The organism is Amycolatopsis aidingensis (assembly GCF_018885265.1).
Classification (GTDB): domain Bacteria; phylum Actinomycetota; class Actinomycetes; order Mycobacteriales; family Pseudonocardiaceae; genus Amycolatopsis; species Amycolatopsis aidingensis.
Genome location: NZ_CP076538.1, coordinates 7,006,215 through 7,022,811 on the forward strand (window position 1 = coordinate 7,006,215; position 16,597 = coordinate 7,022,811).

18 protein-coding genes are annotated in these 16,597 nt (G+C 73.0%); 9 read left to right on the top strand and 9 right to left on the bottom strand.

The genetic code is table 11. The annotated features are described in order from the left end of the window. Positions 1–370: 370 nt before the first annotated feature. A complete protein-coding gene (gene yczR / locus KOI47_RS32180) occupies positions 371–1,852 on the bottom strand; it encodes a MocR-like transcription factor YczR (RefSeq protein WP_216210806.1) in 1,482 nt (493 codons plus the stop codon). 61 nt (positions 1,853–1,913) lie between these two features. Between yczR and yczE the strand changes: the two genes are divergently transcribed. Next, positions 1,914–2,576 carry a membrane protein YczE gene (gene yczE, locus KOI47_RS32185; RefSeq protein WP_216210807.1) on the top strand — a complete coding sequence of 221 codons (663 nt, stop codon included), beginning with the start codon at positions 1,914–1,916 and terminating at the stop codon, positions 2,574–2,576. Here yczE and KOI47_RS32190 read toward each other — a convergent pair. Both KOI47_RS32190 and KOI47_RS32195 read right to left on the bottom strand, forming a co-directional pair. Then, entirely contained in the window at positions 2,536–3,087 is a 552-nt protein-coding gene (locus tag KOI47_RS32190) for a Clp protease N-terminal domain-containing protein (RefSeq protein WP_216210809.1), read from the bottom strand. The two genes, yczE and KOI47_RS32190, sit on opposite strands and share 41 nt — an antisense overlap. 4 nt (positions 3,088–3,091) lie before the next feature. Continuing rightward, the gene (locus KOI47_RS32195; RefSeq protein WP_216210811.1) at positions 3,092–3,298 is read right to left on the bottom strand and encodes a helix-turn-helix domain-containing protein; all 207 of its coding nucleotides are present in this window, start codon (positions 3,296–3,298) and stop codon (positions 3,092–3,094) included. Between the two features lie 65 nt (positions 3,299–3,363). Between KOI47_RS32195 and KOI47_RS32200 the strand changes: the two genes are divergently transcribed. The 5 genes from KOI47_RS32200 to KOI47_RS32220 all read left to right on the top strand — a co-directional run bounded on the left by KOI47_RS32200 (position 3,364) and on the right by KOI47_RS32220 (position 8,346). Further along, positions 3,364–4,128, top strand: a complete 765-nt coding sequence (locus tag KOI47_RS32200; protein ID WP_216210813.1) for a hypothetical protein — start codon at positions 3,364–3,366, stop codon at positions 4,126–4,128. Between the two features lie 84 nt (positions 4,129–4,212). Further along, positions 4,213–4,920 carry a DUF998 domain-containing protein gene (locus tag KOI47_RS32205; protein ID WP_232376393.1) on the top strand — a complete coding sequence of 236 codons (708 nt, stop codon included), beginning with the start codon at positions 4,213–4,215 and terminating at the stop codon, positions 4,918–4,920. Positions 4,921–4,970: 50 nt separating this feature from the next. Continuing rightward, positions 4,971–6,350, top strand: a complete 1,380-nt coding sequence (locus KOI47_RS32210) for an amidase family protein (RefSeq protein ID WP_216210816.1) — start codon at positions 4,971–4,973, stop codon at positions 6,348–6,350. 56 nt (positions 6,351–6,406) lie between these two features. After that, complete coding sequence (locus KOI47_RS32215) at positions 6,407–7,795, top strand: amidase (RefSeq protein ID WP_216210818.1); 1,389 nt, start codon at positions 6,407–6,409, stop codon at positions 7,793–7,795. Beyond that, positions 7,792–8,346 carry a TetR/AcrR family transcriptional regulator gene (locus KOI47_RS32220; RefSeq protein WP_216210819.1) on the top strand — a complete coding sequence of 185 codons (555 nt, stop codon included), beginning with the start codon at positions 7,792–7,794 and terminating at the stop codon, positions 8,344–8,346. The genes KOI47_RS32215 and KOI47_RS32220 overlap by 4 nt, the downstream gene beginning before the upstream one ends. Before the next feature lie 117 nt (positions 8,347–8,463). Here KOI47_RS32220 and KOI47_RS32225 read toward each other — a convergent pair whose 3' ends face one another. From KOI47_RS32225 to KOI47_RS32245, 5 genes are read right to left on the bottom strand one after another with little or no spacing between them, the layout of a single operon-like run. After that, positions 8,464–9,267, bottom strand: a complete 804-nt coding sequence (locus tag KOI47_RS32225; RefSeq protein ID WP_216210820.1) for an ABC transporter ATP-binding protein — start codon at positions 9,265–9,267, stop codon at positions 8,464–8,466. Further along, on the bottom strand, positions 9,264–10,349 hold the full coding sequence (locus tag KOI47_RS32230) for a FecCD family ABC transporter permease (protein WP_232376394.1): 1,086 nt from the start codon (positions 10,347–10,349) through the stop codon (positions 9,264–9,266). The genes KOI47_RS32225 and KOI47_RS32230 overlap by 4 nt, the downstream gene beginning before the upstream one ends. Next, positions 10,346–11,386, bottom strand: coding sequence for a FecCD family ABC transporter permease (locus KOI47_RS32235; protein WP_216210821.1), 1,041 nt, complete (start codon positions 11,384–11,386; stop codon positions 10,346–10,348). Before KOI47_RS32235 ends, KOI47_RS32230 begins: the two co-directional genes overlap by 4 nt. Positions 11,387–11,420: 34 nt before the next feature. Then, the gene (locus KOI47_RS32240) at positions 11,421–11,981 is read right to left on the bottom strand and encodes a GNAT family N-acetyltransferase (protein WP_232376395.1); all 561 of its coding nucleotides are present in this window, start codon (positions 11,979–11,981) and stop codon (positions 11,421–11,423) included. Continuing rightward, on the bottom strand, positions 11,978–12,787 hold the full coding sequence (locus KOI47_RS32245) for a response regulator transcription factor (protein WP_216210822.1): 810 nt from the start codon (positions 12,785–12,787) through the stop codon (positions 11,978–11,980). Before KOI47_RS32245 ends, KOI47_RS32240 begins: the two co-directional genes overlap by 4 nt. 248 nt (positions 12,788–13,035) lie before the next feature. Here KOI47_RS32245 and KOI47_RS32250 point away from each other — a divergent pair, with 248 nt between their 5' ends. The 3 genes from KOI47_RS32250 (at position 13,036) to ligD (ending at position 15,701) form a co-directional block, all read left to right on the top strand. Beyond that, complete coding sequence (locus KOI47_RS32250) at positions 13,036–13,461, top strand: DUF6401 family natural product biosynthesis protein (protein ID WP_216210823.1); 426 nt, start codon at positions 13,036–13,038, stop codon at positions 13,459–13,461. 217 nt (positions 13,462–13,678) lie between these two features. Further along, complete coding sequence (locus KOI47_RS32255; RefSeq protein ID WP_216210824.1) at positions 13,679–14,788, top strand: DNA polymerase ligase N-terminal domain-containing protein; 1,110 nt, start codon at positions 13,679–13,681, stop codon at positions 14,786–14,788. After that, a complete protein-coding gene (gene ligD, locus KOI47_RS32260) occupies positions 14,781–15,701 on the top strand; it encodes a non-homologous end-joining DNA ligase (RefSeq protein ID WP_216210825.1) in 921 nt (306 codons plus the stop codon). Before KOI47_RS32255 ends, ligD begins: the two co-directional genes overlap by 8 nt. 64 nt (positions 15,702–15,765) lie before the next feature. Here the strand turns inward: ligD and KOI47_RS32265 are convergent, their stop codons facing one another. After that, on the bottom strand, positions 15,766–16,557 hold the full coding sequence (locus KOI47_RS32265) for a choice-of-anchor P family protein (protein ID WP_216210827.1): 792 nt from the start codon (positions 16,555–16,557) through the stop codon (positions 15,766–15,768). Positions 16,558–16,597: the final 40 nt, after the last annotated feature.

Below are 16,597 nucleotides of genomic sequence, written 5' to 3' on the forward strand. Positions count from 1 at the left end.
CCACTCCTGCGCGAAACCTCGAGGGATCGGATCCATGAACACTCGTCTTCCCGATCGGCCGACCGCGCCCGGCCGGATCGGGAGCCGGTCCCGGCGTCGCGTTGCCCCCGCGACGCCGGGACCTACACCGGGCGCTCATCGCGGGCTCCTGCTCACCGCGCCGAGCGGGAGCCCTGGCTCGATGCGCGCCTGAACCGCTGGCGGCCCCCGGGGTGTCGAGGGGCTATGCCGGGAAGCCGCCGCGGCGTACAGCCGGTGCGCTGGACCACACCGCCGTCCCACCTCCCTGGAGCGACGGGCTCGCTGGTCCAGCGCGCCGGCTGTTTCGCGTTCGGCGGCGCCCGCGCCTGAACCAGCGCCCGAGCCTGCGCTAGGCCACCGGTACGTCCCAGCCAGGGCCCGGCTCGCCACCGGCCCGCAACGAGCTCGCCGCCGCGCTCAGCCTGCGGACCGCGTCCCACAGGCGGTCCGCTGGCTGGGTGTACGGCAACCGCAACCAGCTCTCCAGCCCGCCGTGCGCAGCGAACCGGGAGCCCGGCACCACCTGGACACCGTGGTTACCGGCGGCCACCGCCAGCCGGGTGCTCATCCGCTCGGGCAGCCGGCACCACAGGGACAGTCCGCCGCCGGGCAGCAGGAAGGTCCAGTCCGGGCATTCCCGGCGCACCGCGGCGGCCAGCTCGTCCCGCTGCGTGCGCAGTTCCTCCCTGCGTCGCCGCAGCATCGGCTCGGGGTCGGCGAGCAGCTCGGCCAGCACCAGCTGCTCGAACACCGGCGACCCCAGGTCCAGCGCGTAGCGGGTGGCCTGCACCCGGGAGATCAGCTCCTCCGAGGCACGCAGCCAGCCCAGCCGCAGCCCGCCCCAGTGAGTCTTGGCCGCGGTGCCCACGCTGATCACCCAGTCGCCGCCGAAGGCACCGAGCGGGGCCGGACCGTCCAGCGGATCACCCATCAGGTCCAGCTCGGCGAGGCACTCGTCGACCACCACCGGAGTGCGGGTGCGGGCCAGCGCGGCGCCCAGCCGCCTGCGGCCCTCGGTGTCCAGCCGCAGCCCGGTCGGGTTGTGGAAGTCCACGATGAAGTAGCCCAGCCGGGGGGCGGCCTGGCGCAGCGCCGCCTCCAATCCGTCCAGGTCCCAGCCGCCTGCGCCCTCGTCCGCCCCACCGTCCACCCCGCCGTTCACCCCGACCGGCACCGGGACGCCGTGGGCGGACCGGATCGCCTCCACCGCGTTCGGGTAGGTCGGCTGTTCCACCAGCACCCGGTCCCCCGGACCGACCAGCATGCGCAGGGCCAGCACGAAACCGTGGTGACCACCATTGGTGATCATGATCTGACCAGGCGTTGTCGGCAGGCCACGGGCGGTGTACCGCTGCGCGATCCGCTCCCGCAGCACCAGCAGGCCGCTGCCGGTGTAGCCGTGCCCGGTCAGCTCCGCGCACAGCTCGCGGCGGGCCACGTCCACGGCCGCCAGCAGGCCGGGCACGGCGGGCGGCGCCGCCCGCGCCAGGTCGATCAGGTCCTCCCCGGAGCGCGGCGCGGGCGGCAGGCCGCCACCACCGGGCGCGGTCACCCAGGACCCGGAGCCCCGCCTGCTGGCGACGACACCAGCAGCGCGCAGCTGGTCCAGTGCCGTCGCGACCAGGGTGCGGCTGACGCCGAGCGCCTCGGCCAGCTCGCGTTCCGCCGGCAGCCGGGTGCCCAGCGGCAGCTGGCCGTCCAGCACCTGTAGCTCCACGGCCGCCGCGAGGTCTCCGGCGCCGCGCCGCGAGCCACCACGACGCCAGGCACCCAACAACGAGGCCAATCTGGGCCCTGATATCCGTCCGCCCGGCGGAACCTGCTGATTCATCAGTCCAATTGTTGCGTATTGGCTATGGCAAAGCCAGCCAATCGAGCGAATAGTGTCGGATGTGGCTCAATCAGATCTGCATCCGGTACGCGTGTCCGTCGCCCCCGCCCGCCGGCTACCCCAGCTGGCGGGCGGCCTGATCCTCTACGGGATCAGCATGGCGCTGATGACCAGGGCGGGCCTCGGCCTCGACCCGTGGAACGTGCTGCACGAGGGCCTGATGAAACGGACCGGGCTGAGTTTCGGCACGGTCACCGCGCTCGCCTCGGTGCTCGCGCTGCTGCTGTGGATACCGCTGCGGCAACGGCCCGGGGTGGGCACGGTGGCCAACATCGTGATCATCGCGGTGGTCGTCGACCTCGCCAGGCTGGTGCTGCCCCCGCAGCATGCCTTCGGCTGGCAGGTGTCCCTGCTGCTCGGTGGCGTGCTGCTGAACGCCCTCGCCACCGCGACCTATGTCGGCGCGCGGCTCGGACCCGGCCCGCGGGACGGGCTGATGACCGGGCTGAGCAGGCGCACCGGCCGGTCGATCCGGCTGATCCGCACCTGCATCGAGCTGACGGTGGTCGCGGCCGGCTGGCTGCTTGGCGGCACCCTCGGCGCGGGCACCGTGCTGTACGCGCTGGCCATCGGCCCGCTCACGCAGGCCTTCCTGCGCAGGGTGACCTGGCGGGAACGGCCGGTCAACCTGCCTGCCGACGGGTCAGTGCCCTGCGCAGCGTGACGTGGTCCGCCCCGCACGCGGCCAGCACATCGGCAACCGGGCCCGGCCGGGCGGCGAGCGCGAGCAGCAGGTGCTCCGGGCCGATGTGCCGGTCCCGCAGGTCGAGCGCCTCGCGCAGGCTCTGCTCCAGGGCGTGCTTGGCCTCGGTGGCGAACGGCCGGTGCGGGCGCTGGCCGAACCACCGGCGCCGCTTCGGCTCCACCACCCGGCCCGCCAGGGCGTTCTCCCCGTGCACCCGTTCCACCCTGTCGACGATCTGCTCCACGTCGATGCCGAGTTCGCCGAGCGCCGCCGCATCGGTGTCGGTGATCCCGCCCCTGCGCCGCACCTTCAGCACCTCCGCGCGCAGCCGCTCCGGCCGCACCCCGAGGTCGGCCAGCAGCCCCTCCATCGGTCCGAGCAGGCCGAGCAGCAGGTGCGTGGTGTCGATCTCGAGTGCCTCCTGCTCGACCGCCTCGGCCTGTGCGTCGATGACCACCTGCCGCGCGTCGCGGGTGAACCGCTCGAACATCCCCCTACCTCCCGTACTTCTTGTGCACCGCTTGCCTGCTGACGCCCAGCTCGGTCGCGATCTCCTGCCACGACCAGCCCTGCACCCGCGCGCTGCGCACCTGCACGGCCTCGAGTTGTTCGAGCAGCCTGCGTAGCGCGGCGACGGCGCGCAGCCCCACCTGGGGATCACGATCGCCGACCATGGCGGCCAGATCGGTTACCTCACTCATGCCCGTCAACTTACGTTGACGTCACCGCGCACGTCAACCCCAGTTGACGGAGCTACTGTCGGCTGGTGCCCGAGATCTCGGTGGCCGAACGGCCCGGCCTTGGTGCGGACGGCAGCCCCCGCCCCAGCGAGGACCACCTGGTGGTGCTGGACCATGCCGTGCTGCTGCTGGACGGCGCGACCTCGCCGAGCCCGCTGCTGCCCAGCGGCGGCTGGTACGCCGGGCTGCTGACCGAACGGCTGGCCGCCGGGTTGCGCGCGGACCCAGGCGCCGAGCTCGGCGAGCTGCTCGCCACCGCGATCACCGAGGTGGCCGCGGCCAACGAGCTGCGCCCCGGCCACGCGCCGTCCAGCACCGTCACCATCCTGCGCTGGCGGGCCGAGGCGGTGGACGCGCTCGTGCTCGCCGACAGCCCGGTGGTCGCGTTCGGCCCGCGGGGACCGGAGGTACTCAGCGACGACCGGATCACCGGGCTACGCGGAGCCGGGCGGCTGCGTACCGGCGCGGAGGTGCGGGCGCTGCGCAACACCGAGGGCGGGTTCTGGGTCGCCGAGGCCGATCCGGCCGCCGCGTACCAGGCGCGCCGGGCCAGCTGGCCGCGGGCGGAGCTGGAGGCGGCGCTGCTGGCCACCGACGGGGTGGCGGTCGGCGTGGACGACTACCGCCTCTTCGACTGGCCGGAGGTGCTGCGGCTGGCCCGCGCCAAGGGTCCGCGGGCGGTGCTGGACGAGGTGCGCGCCGCGGAGGAGGGTGACCCGGAAGGGCGTCGCTGGCCGCGCGCGAAGCGGCACGACGACCAGGCACTGGTACTCGTCGAGTTCAACCGCTGAGCGCCACCCCTGCGGTCACACTCAGGGTGGATTCAGGGTGTTCCCCGGATCACCTCCGGCACGGTTTGCGCCACGCTGAACGTTATGCGGGACATGCGGGCGCGGGAAGCCGAGGTTGCCGGGGAGCTGACGGGCAGAACGCGATCGTGGCTGGTCTCCTCGACGGCCGCGATCGGCTGGGCCGCGTTCACCATGGTCATCCTGCACATCGTCAGCTCGCACGACCCGATCCGGGACACCATCTCCAGCTACGCCATCACTGATCGCGGCGGCGGCATGCTGGAGGCCAGCGTGCTCTCCCTCGCGATCGGCTCGCTGGCCCTGCTCGGGGCGCTGCTGTCCAGCGGGGCCGAACCCCCGCGCACCGCCCGGATCCTGTTGCTGAGCTGGGCGGCCGGGCTGATCACGGCAGCGTTGTTCCCGGCCAGCTTCACCGCGAGCACCGACCCGGCAACCGGCGAGATCCACCAGTACGCCAGCCTGATCGCCTTCCTCAGCCTGCCAGGGGTCGGCTTCTCGCTGGCCGACCGGCTGCGCGAGGTGCCGGAGCTGGCGCGTACCCGCATGCTGCTGCGGCGGCTCACCGCGCTGAGCGTGCTCAGCCTCGCGGTCTTCGGCCTCAGCTATGTGGCCGCCGACTTCCCCGGCGCCCCGGTGCTGGCCCAGATCTCGGCCGTGCTGCCGGTCGGCCTCGCCCAGCGGGTCGCGTTGCTCGCCGATCTCGCCCTGCTGGCCGGGCTGTCCCTGCTGGCGGTGCGGACCGCGCGGCTACGGCAACCGGAGCCCGCCTAGCAGCCAGGTGGCGGTCGCGGGAGCGACCGGAAACGTGCTGTTGTTCCAGAATGGACTCCAATGGGCTAACCGGCCTGGTCGCGGCGCTGCGAGCGGGCGGTACCACCAGCGTGGCCGTCACCGAGCGGATCCTGGAAGGCGCACGGGAGCACGCGGACCGCTGCGCCTATGTGGCACTGGACGCCGAGCGCGCGCGGCAGGCCGCGCGGCAGGCGGATACCGCCTCCGCGGCGGAGCGGGAGCGGCCGCTGCACGGCGTGCCGGTGGCGGTGAAGGACAACATCCATGTCGCAGGCCTGCCGAATACCGCGGGCACGCCCGCACTGGCCGAGTTCGTCCCCGCCACCGACGCCACCGTGGTGCGGCGGCTGCGCGCGGCGGGGGCATTCGTGCTCGGCAAGACCGCGATGCACGAACTCGCCTTCGGGATCACCAGCGCCTTCTCGGCCCATCCCCCGGTGCGCAACGCCGTCGACGCGCGGTACGTCGCCGGCGGCAGCAGCGGCGGCAGTGCCGTGGCGGTGGCCTGCGGGGCACCAGCGGCGCTGGGCACGGACACCGGCGGCTCGGTCCGGATCCCGGCCGCGCTGAACGGCGTGTGCGGGCTGCGGCCGAGCACCGGGCGGTACCCGGGTGACGGGGTCACCCCGCTGTCCACCAGCAGGGACACCGTGGGGCCGATGGCGGGTTCGGTGGCCGACCTTGCACTGCTGGACGGTGTGCTGGCCGCCGAAGACCGCCCGGTGGTTCCCGCCAAGCGGCCGCGGCTGGGCGTGCCGCGCGACTACTTCACCGAGCCGCTGGCCCCGGAGACCGCCGCGGCCTTCGCCTCGGCCCTTGACCGGCTACGCGAGCAGGGTGTCACCGTGCTGGATGTGCCCGCCCCTGGGTTCGACGGCGCGGAGGCCGAGGTCGGCCTGCCGATCGTGAACCACGAGGCCCGGCACGCGCTGACCGCCTACCTCGCCGAGCATCTGCCAGGGCTGAGCTTCGCCGAACTCGCCGCGCGGATCGCCGCGACGGACGTACGCGCGCTGTTCGAGTCGGCGGTACTGGCGGACTCGCCGGGCGCGGTGGCCCCCGCCGACTATCAGGCCGCGCTGACCCAGGGCAGGGACCGGCTGCGGGCGGCGTACCGGGAGCTGTTCCATGCGCACCAGCTGGACGCGCTCATCTTCCCGACCACGCCGTGCCGCGCGGTACCGGTTGAGCAGGCGGGCGGCCCGGTCGAGCTGGACGGCAGGCCCGCGCCGGAGTTCCCGACCTTCATCCGCAACACCGGCCCTGGCAGCATCACCGGGCTGCCCGGCCTGACCGTTCCGCTGCCTGCGACTGGCGGCCTGCCGGTGGGCCTGGCCCTGGACGGCTGGCTGGGCGAGGACCGCGCGCTGCTCGGCGTCGGCCTGACCGTGCAGCGGCTGCTGGGCTGAGCCCGACCGGCCAGGAGGCGTGCTACCGTTCGTTCGAACGAACGAGTGGAGGCGTCATGGGGCTCGGCACCGATATCGCGTTCGCAGGCCTCGCCGGGCAGGCCGACCTGCTCGCCGCGGGCGAGGTGAGTTCGGCCGAGCTGACCACCGCCGCGCTCGCCCGGATCGAGCGGGCACAGCCCGAGCTGAACGCCTTCCGGGTACTCCGGCCGGATGCCGCGCTGTGCGAGGCCGAGGCCGCCGACTGGCGGCTGGCAGCGGGCGAGCGGGCGCCGCTGCTCGGGGTGCCGGTGGCGATCAAGGACGACGTGCATATCGCGGGCCTGCCCACCGCCTTCGGCTGCGCGGGGGACTTCCCCGCGGCCAGGGCGGACAGCGCGGTGGTTGGCGCGCTGAAGCGGGCCGGAGCGGTGATCGTCGGCAAGACCAACACCCCGGAGATCGGGCAGTGGCCGTTCACCGAGGGCCTTGCCTTCGGTGCCACCCGCAATCCCTGGCATACCGGGCACACGCCGGGCGGGTCCTCCGGTGGGTCGGCGGCCGCGGTGGCCGCCGGGCTGGTCGCGGCCGCGCTCGGCTCGGACGGTGCAGGCTCGGTGCGCATTCCGGCCGCCTGGACCAATCTGGTGGGCATCAAGACCCAGCGGGGCCTGGTGCCCACCGGGCCGGACACCGAGTTGTTCAACGGGCTCACCGTGCACGGACCGCTGGCCCGCACGGTGGTGGACGCCGCGCTGCTGCTGGACGTCGTCGCGGGTACCGGCGACCGGCACCTGGCGGCGGCACGCCGGGAGCCGGGACGGTTGCGGATCGGGCTGTCCACCCGGATCCCGTTCACCGCCACCCCGACCGGGCTCGACCCGGTGGTGCGCGCGGCGGTCACCGGGCTGGCGGAGCGGCTGGCCGGGCTGGGACATGAGGTGGTCCGGGCCGAGCCGCGGTACGGGTTGATCGGGCTGGACTTCCTGCCCCGGTCGCTTGCCGGGGTGCGGGACTGGGTGGCCAGGGTTCCTGATGTGTCCGAACTGGACCCACGAACCCAGGGCAACGCCCGCACCGGTGTCCTGCTCGCCGGGCCTGCGCTCGGCCTGGCGCGGCGTGCGGAACCGGTGCTGCGCAAGCAGGTCGGCGCGGTGTTCCGGCGGGTCGATGTGCTGCTGGCCCCGACGACGGCCACCCCGCCGCCGCGGATCGGGGCGTTCGAGGGATTGTCCAACTGGCGGACCGACCAAGCGATGATCGCGGCCTGCCCCTATGCCTGGCCGTGGAACGTGCTCGGCTGGCCAGGGGTGAACGTGCCCGCGGGGCCGACCGGGGACGGGCTGCCGCTCGGCGCACAACTGCTCGGGCCCGCCGGCAGCGAGGAGCGGCTGGTCTCGCTGGCAGCGCAGCTGGAGTCGGTGCAGCGCTGGGCGGAGCGTCGTCCGCCATCATGGTCCGGATGAGCACACGTGAGGCGATCCTGCGCGCGGCGCTGCGGGTGATCGGGGAGCAGGGGGTCGCCGGGCTGACCAACCGGCGGATCGTCGCCGCGGCCGGGGTATCGCTCGGCTCACTGACCTACCACTTCCCCAGCCAGACCGAGTTGCTGCGGCAGGCCATGCTGCTGTTCGCCGAGGACGAGACCAGGCAACTGGGCAAGCTGGTCGAGGCGCACCGCAGCGAGGACCTGACGATCGAGGGCGCCGCTGCCGCCGTGGAGCGGGTACTGGAGCAGATGACCTTCGGCACCGACGAGATCGCTCCGCTCGAGCTGTACCTCCAGGCCGGGCGGGACCCCGGGCTGCGGGACGCGACCGACCGCTGCTTCGCGGCCTACGACGAGCTGGCAGGCACGATCCTGCGCGCGCTCGGGGTGGCCGATCCGGAACGCCTCGCCGGGGGCGTGGTGGCGCTGATCGCCGGGTTGCAGCTGCGCAGGCTGGCCACCGGGGCGACCTCGGGGGTGCCTGCGGCTGACGCGCTGACCATGCTGGTCCGCGGCGCCCAGTCCTGACCGGCACCGGCACCGGCCCGGCCGCGCACGGGAACGGCAAACGCACGCGCGTGAGCGGCAAACGCACGCGCGTGGGGAGCAAACTCGTGCGCGTGGGCGGCAAACACGGTTGCGCGGTCATTCGGTGTCGCGCAGGTGCGCGCTGATCGGCACCACCAGCGGGGTTCCGGCGACCGGATCCGGCAGCACCTTGGCCTCCAGCCCGAACACCTCGGCAAGCAACCGTTCGGACAGCACCTCGCCGGGGGTTCCCCTTGCCACGATCCGGCCGTCCCGCATGGCCACCAGGGTGTCGGCGTAGCGGGCGGCCAGGTTCAGGTCGTGCAGCACCAGCACCACCGTGGTGCCGCGCTCGACATGCAGCCTGCGCACCAGGTCCAGCACGTCCACCTGGTGCGCGAGGTCGAGGTAGGTGATCGGCTCGTCGAGCAGCAGCAGCGAGGTCTCCTGCGCCAGGGTCATCGAGATCCACGCCCGCTGCCGCTGTCCACCGGAGAGCTGGTCGACCACCCGCTCGGCGTGCTCGTCCATCCCGGTCAGCCGCAGGGCCGTGGCCACGGCCTGCTCGTCGTCCGCGGACCACTGCCGGTACCAGCGCTGGTGCGGATGCCTGCCCCTGGTGACCAGGTCGGCGACGGTCAGGCCCTCCGGGGCGGACGGCGACTGCGGCAGCAGCCCGACCACCCTGGCCACCTCCCTGGTCGGCAGCTTCTCGATCCGCTTGCCGTCCAGCAGCACCGCCCCCGAGCGGGGGGCGAGCAACCGGCCGAGGGCCCGCAGCAGGGTGGACTTGCCGCAGCCGTTCGGCCCGATGATCGCGGTGACGGTCCCGTCAAGCACGTCCAGGTCGAGGCCATCCACCACGACCCGGTCGCCATAGCCGAGCCGGACTCCCTCGGCCCGCAACCTGGTCTTGCTCATGAACTCGCCTTCCCCCGGCTCCGGACGAACAGGTAGATCAGGTACGGCGCGCCGAGGATCGCGGTGAGCACCCCGACCGGCAGGCCGTACGCGCCGGGCAGCAACCGGACGGCGACGTCCGCGGCCACGGTGAGCAGCGCGCCGAGCACCAGCGAGCCGAACAGCGGCGGCCGCTCGGTGCGGGCCAGCCGCAGCGCGATCTGCGGGGTCGCCAGCGCCACGAAGGTGATCGGCCCTGCGGCCGCGGTGGCCACCGCGGCCAGGCAGGCGGCGAGCAGCAGCAGGGTGCCGCGGGCGGCGTCCACCCTGATCCCGAGGCCGCGCGCGGTCTCGTCGCCGAACTGCAACCCGCCGATGGTGTGCGCGCAGATCAGCGTGGCGGGCACCAGCACGGCCAGCGCGAGCGCCACCGGGCCGACCGACTCCCAGCCGACGTTCGCGAGGCTGCCGACGATCCAGGTGGTGGCGCGGGCGGCGTCGTCCACATCGCCGACGGTCAGCAGCCAGTAGACGAGGTTGTAGCCGACCGCGGACAGCCCGATCCCGATCAGCACCAGCCGGTAGCCGTCGATGCCGCGCCGCCAGGACAGCCCGTACAGCAACAACGCGGCGAGCAGCCCGCCTGCCAACCCGGCCAACGGCACCCCGAGTTCCGCTGCCGTCCCGCTGACCTGCCCGCGGTACCCGGCGAACACGATGACGCCCACCGCGCCGACGCCCGCGCCCCAGGTGATGCCCAGGATGTCCGGGCTGGCCAGTGGGTTGCGGGCGATGGTCTGGAAGATCGCGCCGGAAAGGCCGAGTCCGGCGCCGACCAGGATGCCGGTGAGGGTGCGCGGCAGCCGCAGGTCGAAGATGATCCCGTTCTCCCTGCGGTCGCCGCCGCCCGCCAGGGTGCGCAGCACGTCCAGCACCTCGATATGCGAGCTGCCCCGGCCGATGTTGACCGCGGATACCAGCACCAGCAGGGCGAGCCCGGTCAGCACGACGGCCGGCACCCGGGGCCGGAAGGCCCAGGCCGCAGGGCCGAGGCGGAACACGCGGCGGCCGGGCAGGGTGTCGACGTCCTCGCTGGCTTTCACAACCGGGCCAGACCTTTCCCGCGCACCAGCACGATGAACACCGGGGCGCCCAGCACCGCCAGCATGATGCCGACCTCGAAGGTGTCCCCGGAGACCACCCGCCCGGCCACGTCCGCGAGCAGCAGCAGGATCGCGCCGAGCAGCCCGGAGAACGGCACCAGCCACCGGTGGTCCGGGCCGGTGACCGCCCTGGCCACATGCGGCACGATCAGGCCGAGGAAGGCGATCGGCCCGCAGGCGGCGACCGCGGAGCCGGTAAGCAGGGTGATCGCGGTGACCCCGAGGATCCGGGCGCGGCGCACCTGCTGGCCGAGTGCGGTGGCCACCTCCTCGCCAAGCGACAGCGTGTTCAGGCCGGGGGTGTTCAGCACCGCGAGCAGCAGGCCGAGCAGCAGGAAGGGCAGCACCTGCCCGGCGACGGCGAAGTCCCTGCCCGCGATGGATCCGACCCGCCAGAACCGGAAGGCCTCCATGCCCTGCCGGTTGCCCAGCACGATCGCCGCGATCAGCCCGTACAGCAGGGCGTTCACCGCGGCGCCCGCCAGCGCGAGGGTGACCGGGGTGGAGCCGTGCCCGCCGGTGGCGCCGAGCAGGAACACCACCACGGCGGCCACCAGCGCCCCGGCGAAGGCGAACCAGATGAAGCCGTACAGGCTGGAAACGCCGAACACCACCACCGCCGACACGATGCCGAAGGCCGCCCCCTGGTTGACCCCGAGCAGGCCGGGGTCGGCGATCGGGTTACGGGTGTGGCCCTGCATCAGCGCGCCGGCCACGCCGAGCGCGACCCCGGCCAGCACACCGAGCAGGGTGCGCGGCACCCGCAGCGCGCGGACCACGAGGTCGGCATCGCTGCCCTCCGGCCGCACCAGGGCATCCCATACCCCGGCGAGCGGGATGGCGCGGGCGCCGAAGGCCAGGCTGAGCCCGGCAGCAACCAGCAGGGCGACCGCCAGCACCGCAAGGCCCAGCAGCCTGCGCCGCCGGTGCGGGGCGCGCTGCTGGTGGCCGGCCCGGCCGGGCAGGGTGGCGGTCATTAGGACACCCTAACCAGGCGGCGGCCACGCTGGGTCAGGTGGCGTTCCACTCGTGCTCGAGCAGCGCCATCAGCACCGAGTCGCGCCAGGCCCCGCCGGTGTACACATGCTCGCGCAGCACGCCCTCGCGGACGAAGCCGAAGCGCTCCAGCAGGGCGATGCTGCTGGTGTTGTCCGGGCCGAGGGAGGCGCTGATCCGGTGCAGGCCCAGCGACCCGAAGCCAAGGTTCAGCAGCGCGCGGATGGCATCGGTGGTGTAGCCCTTGCCCCGGTGCTGGTAGGCCACCGCGTACCCCAGCTTGGCCGCGCTGGTCCCGGTGGGGATGAGCAACGCGAACCCGACCAGCTGGCCGTCCGCGCGGGAGGTGATGGCCAGGGTGTAGTCCGGCCGCGGCCGCCTGCCCGCCCGCTCGACGATCCCGTCCAGCAGTTCCCGCACCTCCGCGCGGGTGTGCGCGTCGAAGGACAGCAGCGCGGCGACCCGCGGGTCGCCGATGATCCCGTACAGCGCCTCGGCGTCGGTGCCCGCGAACTCACGCAGCCGCACCCGCTCGCCCTCGATGTCCAGTGGCCCTTCCCCCGGCTCGTTGATCACGCCTCCACCCTGCCACCCCCGATGGGGTGGGCCGGGCAGTCGGGTGCGCCGCAGTTGAGCAGGCCGAGCCGGTAGCCGAGGGCGACCGCGTGCGTGCGGTTCTCCGCATGCAGCTTGCTCAGCACCGACCGGACGTGGCAGCGGATCGTGTCGGTGCTGAGGAACAGCCGCCGTCCGATCGCCTCGTTGGTCCAGCCCTCGGCCATCAGGTGCAGCACCGTCAGCTCCCGCTTGCTCAGCGGCTTGCGCTCCGGCGCCGGGCCTGCGAACTGCTCCACCGGGGTCAGCTTGGGATGGCGGTAGTCGCGATGGAAGTAGGTCTGCGCGATCGCGATCCGCAGTTCCTCCGGCGTGGCCTGCGCCGGCAGCAACCCGGCGACCCCCGCGGCACGCAACCGGACGAGCTCCTCGTCCGGCACCGGACGCGGCAGCAACAGCAGCAACGGGACCGCGGCGTCCATTCTGGACAGTTTCTGCAGGATGCGGAGGGCCACCGCGGGCGGTGCGTGCGCGACGAACAGCGCGGGCGGGTCCGCACCGATCCGGGTGAAGGCGTCCCGCAGGCTGGTCACGTACACGGGGTCGGTGAACTCGGGCAGCGCCCGGCCCGCGTTCGCGGACACGCCGAGGCCGGAAATCGGCTGCGGATCGAAGATGACCATCGTGCGCTGGCGCCTGCGTTGCCCCTGGGTGGCCCTTGGCGCGAGCGCCGCGGAGCTTGTTGCGGTTTCGCGCGCGCCCGCGATCACGTCGCCAGGGACGTTCCAGGGTGCCGCTACTCCATTCGCAACATGCTCTTCGGACATGCGAAACCATCCTTCCCCGCCTGGTCGTCGCACACGTGGCTCGCGGGCGCCGACGAGGAGTGTTCCTCCGTGCCGGGATCAACGAGGGGCAAGGCGAAAGGTCCTGAGGAACCAATGGATTCACCCGAGCCGTCTCACTCAGTAGGGTGAGCCCTTGGCGGTGGTTATCGCTTCACTGTGTAGCCGGAAGGGGTGACATTCGCTGGTTACCGGTGGCGATTCGGCAGATACGGAGCGCAGGATCAACTGTGACCTGGTTGGAGTTGCTGACGGATCATTCGGCGCGGCGGTGGCTGCGCCGGATGGGCTCCCAGCTGGACTCCGGCTGGGCCGCGCTCGCCGGTGCGGAATGCCTGCGCCACGCCTTCGCCGAGCATCTGACCGCGGTGGCCGAGGTGGTCCGCTGCGAGGAGCAGCTGGTGCCCCGCCCGGAACCGGTGACCAGGCTGGTGTTGCTGGCCAGCCACGCCTACGACACCCGCCTGCTGGCCACCCGCGCGGGCTGGCTGCCGCCGCGCGCCATCACCGACTGGTCGCCGCGGGAGTGGTACGGGCTGCGGCTGCTCGCCTGCTACCGGCTGGCCTGCGAGGTGCGGCACGGACCGCGGCTGCCGAGCGCCGCCCGAGCCACCCACAGCTTGGCGCCACGGCTGGGCCACGAACGCACCGGATAAGGGGCCTGCCGCCGGCGACCGAGGGGGGAGAGGCGACGGCGGCAGGCCGAAACGGGAGCGCGTACTGGGGGAGGGCGCGCTCCCGCCCGCAGCTTATGGGATTTTCCCGACGTTCGCTGGTTGCGGAGGCAGATTCGCTGCTGACAACGTCCCGAACTGGGGTTTTGCTTACCTCTCAGCGAGAACCGGGAAGGCGGCGGGGAGGTCGCGCGGTGCCATGCCCGACCTGAGCGAGTACCGCCGCAAGCGGCATCCGGACCGCACCCCGGAACCCATGCCGGCGGCAGGCGACCCGCCGACGGGCGCCGACGACCTGTTCGTGGTGCAGCAGCACCATGCCAGCAGCCTGCACTGGGACCTACGGCTGGAGCGGGAAGGGGTGCTGGTCTCCTGGGCGGTGCCAAAGGGCCTGCCACCGGAGCCGGACAGGTCGCGGCTCGCGGTGCACACCGAGGACCATCCGCTGGAGTACGTGAGCTTCGAGGGCGAGATCCCCGCCGGCGAGTACGGCGCGGGCCGGATGTGGATCTGGGACCGCGGCCGGTACGAGACCCTGCACTGGAACCCGCACAAGGTCGAGGTGGTGCTGCACGGCGAGCGGGTGCGCGGCCGGTACGTGCTGATCAACCAGCACGAGCCGGATCGCCCGCAGGACTGGGTGCTGCGCAGGCTCGATCCGGCCGAACCCGGCTGGGCCGGGCTGCCCGAGTTCCTGCCGCCGATGCCCGCGCGCGCAGGCCCGCTGCCGGAGGGTCCCGGCTGGGCGTACGAGTTCCGGTGGGGCGGGATGCGGGCACAGGTCCGGGCCGAGGGCGGCAGGCCGGCCGTGCGGGACCGGGCGGGCGAGGAGATCACCGCGTGGTTTCCCGAGTTGCGCGGGCTGGGCGAGCAGCTGGGCTCGCTGGAGGCGCTGCTGGACGGCGAGCTGGTCGCCTTCCACGAGGGCAGGCCCAGCGCGGCGGCGCTGCGCCGCAGGCTCGCCGCGAGCACCTCGGGCGGACAGCGGCCCGGCAGCCAGGCGCGGCGCATTCCGGTGGCGTACCTGCCGTTCGACCTGCTGCATCTGGATGGTCGCAGCTGCCTCGAACTGCCCTACACCGAGCGCAGGAGGTTACTCACCGAGCTCGGGCTCGCCGGGCCGCACTGGCGGGTTCCCGAGCACTACACCGGGGACGGGCAGGCGGTGCTGGCGGCGAGCGCGGACAACGGGCTGGCCGGGGTGATCGCGAAACGGACCAGCGCACGGTACCGCCCCGGCCGGGCGAACCGGGACTGGATCGCGGTGGACGCGGGTAGCCTCACCGGCGAGGTGGTGCCGGATGCCTGAGCAGAAGATCGCGGTCGAGGTGGATGGCCGCAGGCTGACACTGTCCAACCTGGACAAGGTGCTGTACCCGGCCGAGGGGTTCACCAAGCGGGAGGTACTGGACTACTACCGCCGGGTGGCCCCGGCGATCCTGCCACATCTCGCCGGGCGGGCGAGCACCTTCCTGCGGTATCCGGACGGTGTGGACGGACAGCAGTTCTACGAGAAGGACGTCTCCCGGCACGCGCCGGACTGGGTGCGCACCGCCCGGCTGGTCAACTCCGGCAGCCGGGGCGGCTCGGAGGTCAACCACCACCCGGTGATCGCGGATCTGCCCACCCTGATCTGGGCGGCCAACCTGGCCGCGCTGGAGCTGCACGTTCCGCAGTGGACGGTTGGTTCCCGCGGCGCGCGGCACAATCCGGACCGGCTGGTGTTCGATCTCGACCCCGGCCCGCCCGCCACCGTGGTGGAGTGCTGCCGGGTCGCCGACCGGCTGCGCGAGGTACTGGCCGAGGACGGTCTCACCGCGTACCCGAAAACCAGCGGTTCGAAGGGGCTTCAGGTCTACTGCGCGGTGCGGACCCGGCAGCCGGAACGCACCTCGGAATACGCCAGGGCGGTGGCCGAGTCGCTGGCGAGCGAGTCTCCAGGCGAGGTGGTGGCCAGGATGACCAAGGCGGTGCGGCCGGGCAAGGTGTTCATCGACTGGAGCCAGAACAATCCCGCGAAGACCACCGTGGCGCCGTACTCGCTGCGCGGAAGGGAGCACCCGACGGTGTCCACCCCGGTCACCTGGGCGGAGGTGCGGAACTGCACCTCGGTGGCGGACCTGACCTTCACCGCGGCCGAGGTGCCGGACCGCGTCGATCGCCTCGGCGACCTGTTCGGCGGGCTGACCGGGCAACGGATGACCCTGCCGAGGTCGCGCTGAACACGAGGAAAGGCCGTGGCCCCCACGACGCTGGGGAGGCCACGGCCCTGGCTCTGCCGGTGAATCAGCCGGTCACGTCGAGGTGTCCCGGCTGCGGGGTCGGCTGCGGGGCGTTGCCGTTCTCGTCCGCCTCGTCGCCGGGCAGGTCGTCGTCGCCGTCGTCCCCGTTGTCACCGTTGTCCCCGGGCTTGGTCGGCGAGGTCGTCTCGGAGGGCTCGCTCGGGCCGGTGGTCTCCGAGGGCTCGCTCGGCCCGGTCGTCTCGGAGGGCTCCTGGCCGCCCTGCTTCTTGGTGCAGGTTGCCGAGGAGATGTCCACCCTCTGCAGCTTGTCGAGCACCTTGACCGAGATGGCGGTGACGGTCAGCGAGCCGTCCTCGTTCTCGGTCTGCTTGTTCAGCGTGACGGTGGCCAGGCCCTCGACGCCGATCGTGGTGTTCGGCTTGATGTGCTCGCCGAGCGTGATCTTCTTGGGACCGATCTGCACGGTGGCCAGGGCGATCGAGCCGGTGAGGTCGTCGCACTTCGCGACGATCTTCTCCGCGGAGATGGGCAGGGCGGGCAGGTCGAGCTTCAGCTCGGCCACGCTGGCCTTGGCGTAGCCCTGCTCCGCCTCGGCGTTCAGCACACCGGTGTGCAGCAGCGGCATCTCGCCGGGCGGCAGGTCGGCGGCGACCAGCGACTCCTTCCCGGAACCGACCACGTGCGGCGTCTTCGGGATGGTGACCAGCTTGCTGGCCGCGATGGCGTAGGCGGAGTCCTCGGCCTCGGTGGCCGCCGCGTGCGGGGCCAGGCCGCCGACGAGCAGCAGGGACAGGGCACCGGCGCCGAGGGCGGCTGCGGTTCTCTTCTTGGACAACGGGGTTCACCTTTCGGGGGTTGAGCGAACAAACCGTGCG

Bases quoted from the DNA above. Each gene is read 5' to 3' on its own strand.
- yczR (WP_216210806.1), bottom strand. From the start codon at position 1,852: ATGAATCAGCAGGTTCCGCCGGGCGGACGGATATCAGGGCCCAGATTG.
- KOI47_RS32190 (WP_216210809.1), bottom strand. From the start codon at position 3,087: ATGTTCGAGCGGTTCACCCGCGACGCGCGGCAGGTGGTCATCGACGCA.
- KOI47_RS32195 (WP_216210811.1), bottom strand. From the start codon at position 3,298: ATGAGTGAGGTAACCGATCTGGCCGCCATGGTCGGCGATCGTGATCCC.
- KOI47_RS32205 (WP_232376393.1), top strand. From the start codon at position 4,213: ATGCGGGACATGCGGGCGCGGGAAGCCGAGGTTGCCGGGGAGCTGACG.
- KOI47_RS32210 (WP_216210816.1), top strand. From the start codon at position 4,971: ATGGACTCCAATGGGCTAACCGGCCTGGTCGCGGCGCTGCGAGCGGGC.
- KOI47_RS32215 (WP_216210818.1), top strand. From the start codon at position 6,407: ATGGGGCTCGGCACCGATATCGCGTTCGCAGGCCTCGCCGGGCAGGCC.
- KOI47_RS32220 (WP_216210819.1), top strand. From the start codon at position 7,792: ATGAGCACACGTGAGGCGATCCTGCGCGCGGCGCTGCGGGTGATCGGG.
- KOI47_RS32225 (WP_216210820.1), bottom strand. From the start codon at position 9,267: ATGAGCAAGACCAGGTTGCGGGCCGAGGGAGTCCGGCTCGGCTATGGC.
- KOI47_RS32235 (WP_216210821.1), bottom strand. From the start codon at position 11,386: ATGACCGCCACCCTGCCCGGCCGGGCCGGCCACCAGCAGCGCGCCCCG.
- KOI47_RS32245 (WP_216210822.1), bottom strand. From the start codon at position 12,787: ATGTCCGAAGAGCATGTTGCGAATGGAGTAGCGGCACCCTGGAACGTC.
- KOI47_RS32255 (WP_216210824.1), top strand. From the start codon at position 13,679: ATGCCCGACCTGAGCGAGTACCGCCGCAAGCGGCATCCGGACCGCACC.
- ligD (WP_216210825.1), top strand. From the start codon at position 14,781: ATGCCTGAGCAGAAGATCGCGGTCGAGGTGGATGGCCGCAGGCTGACA.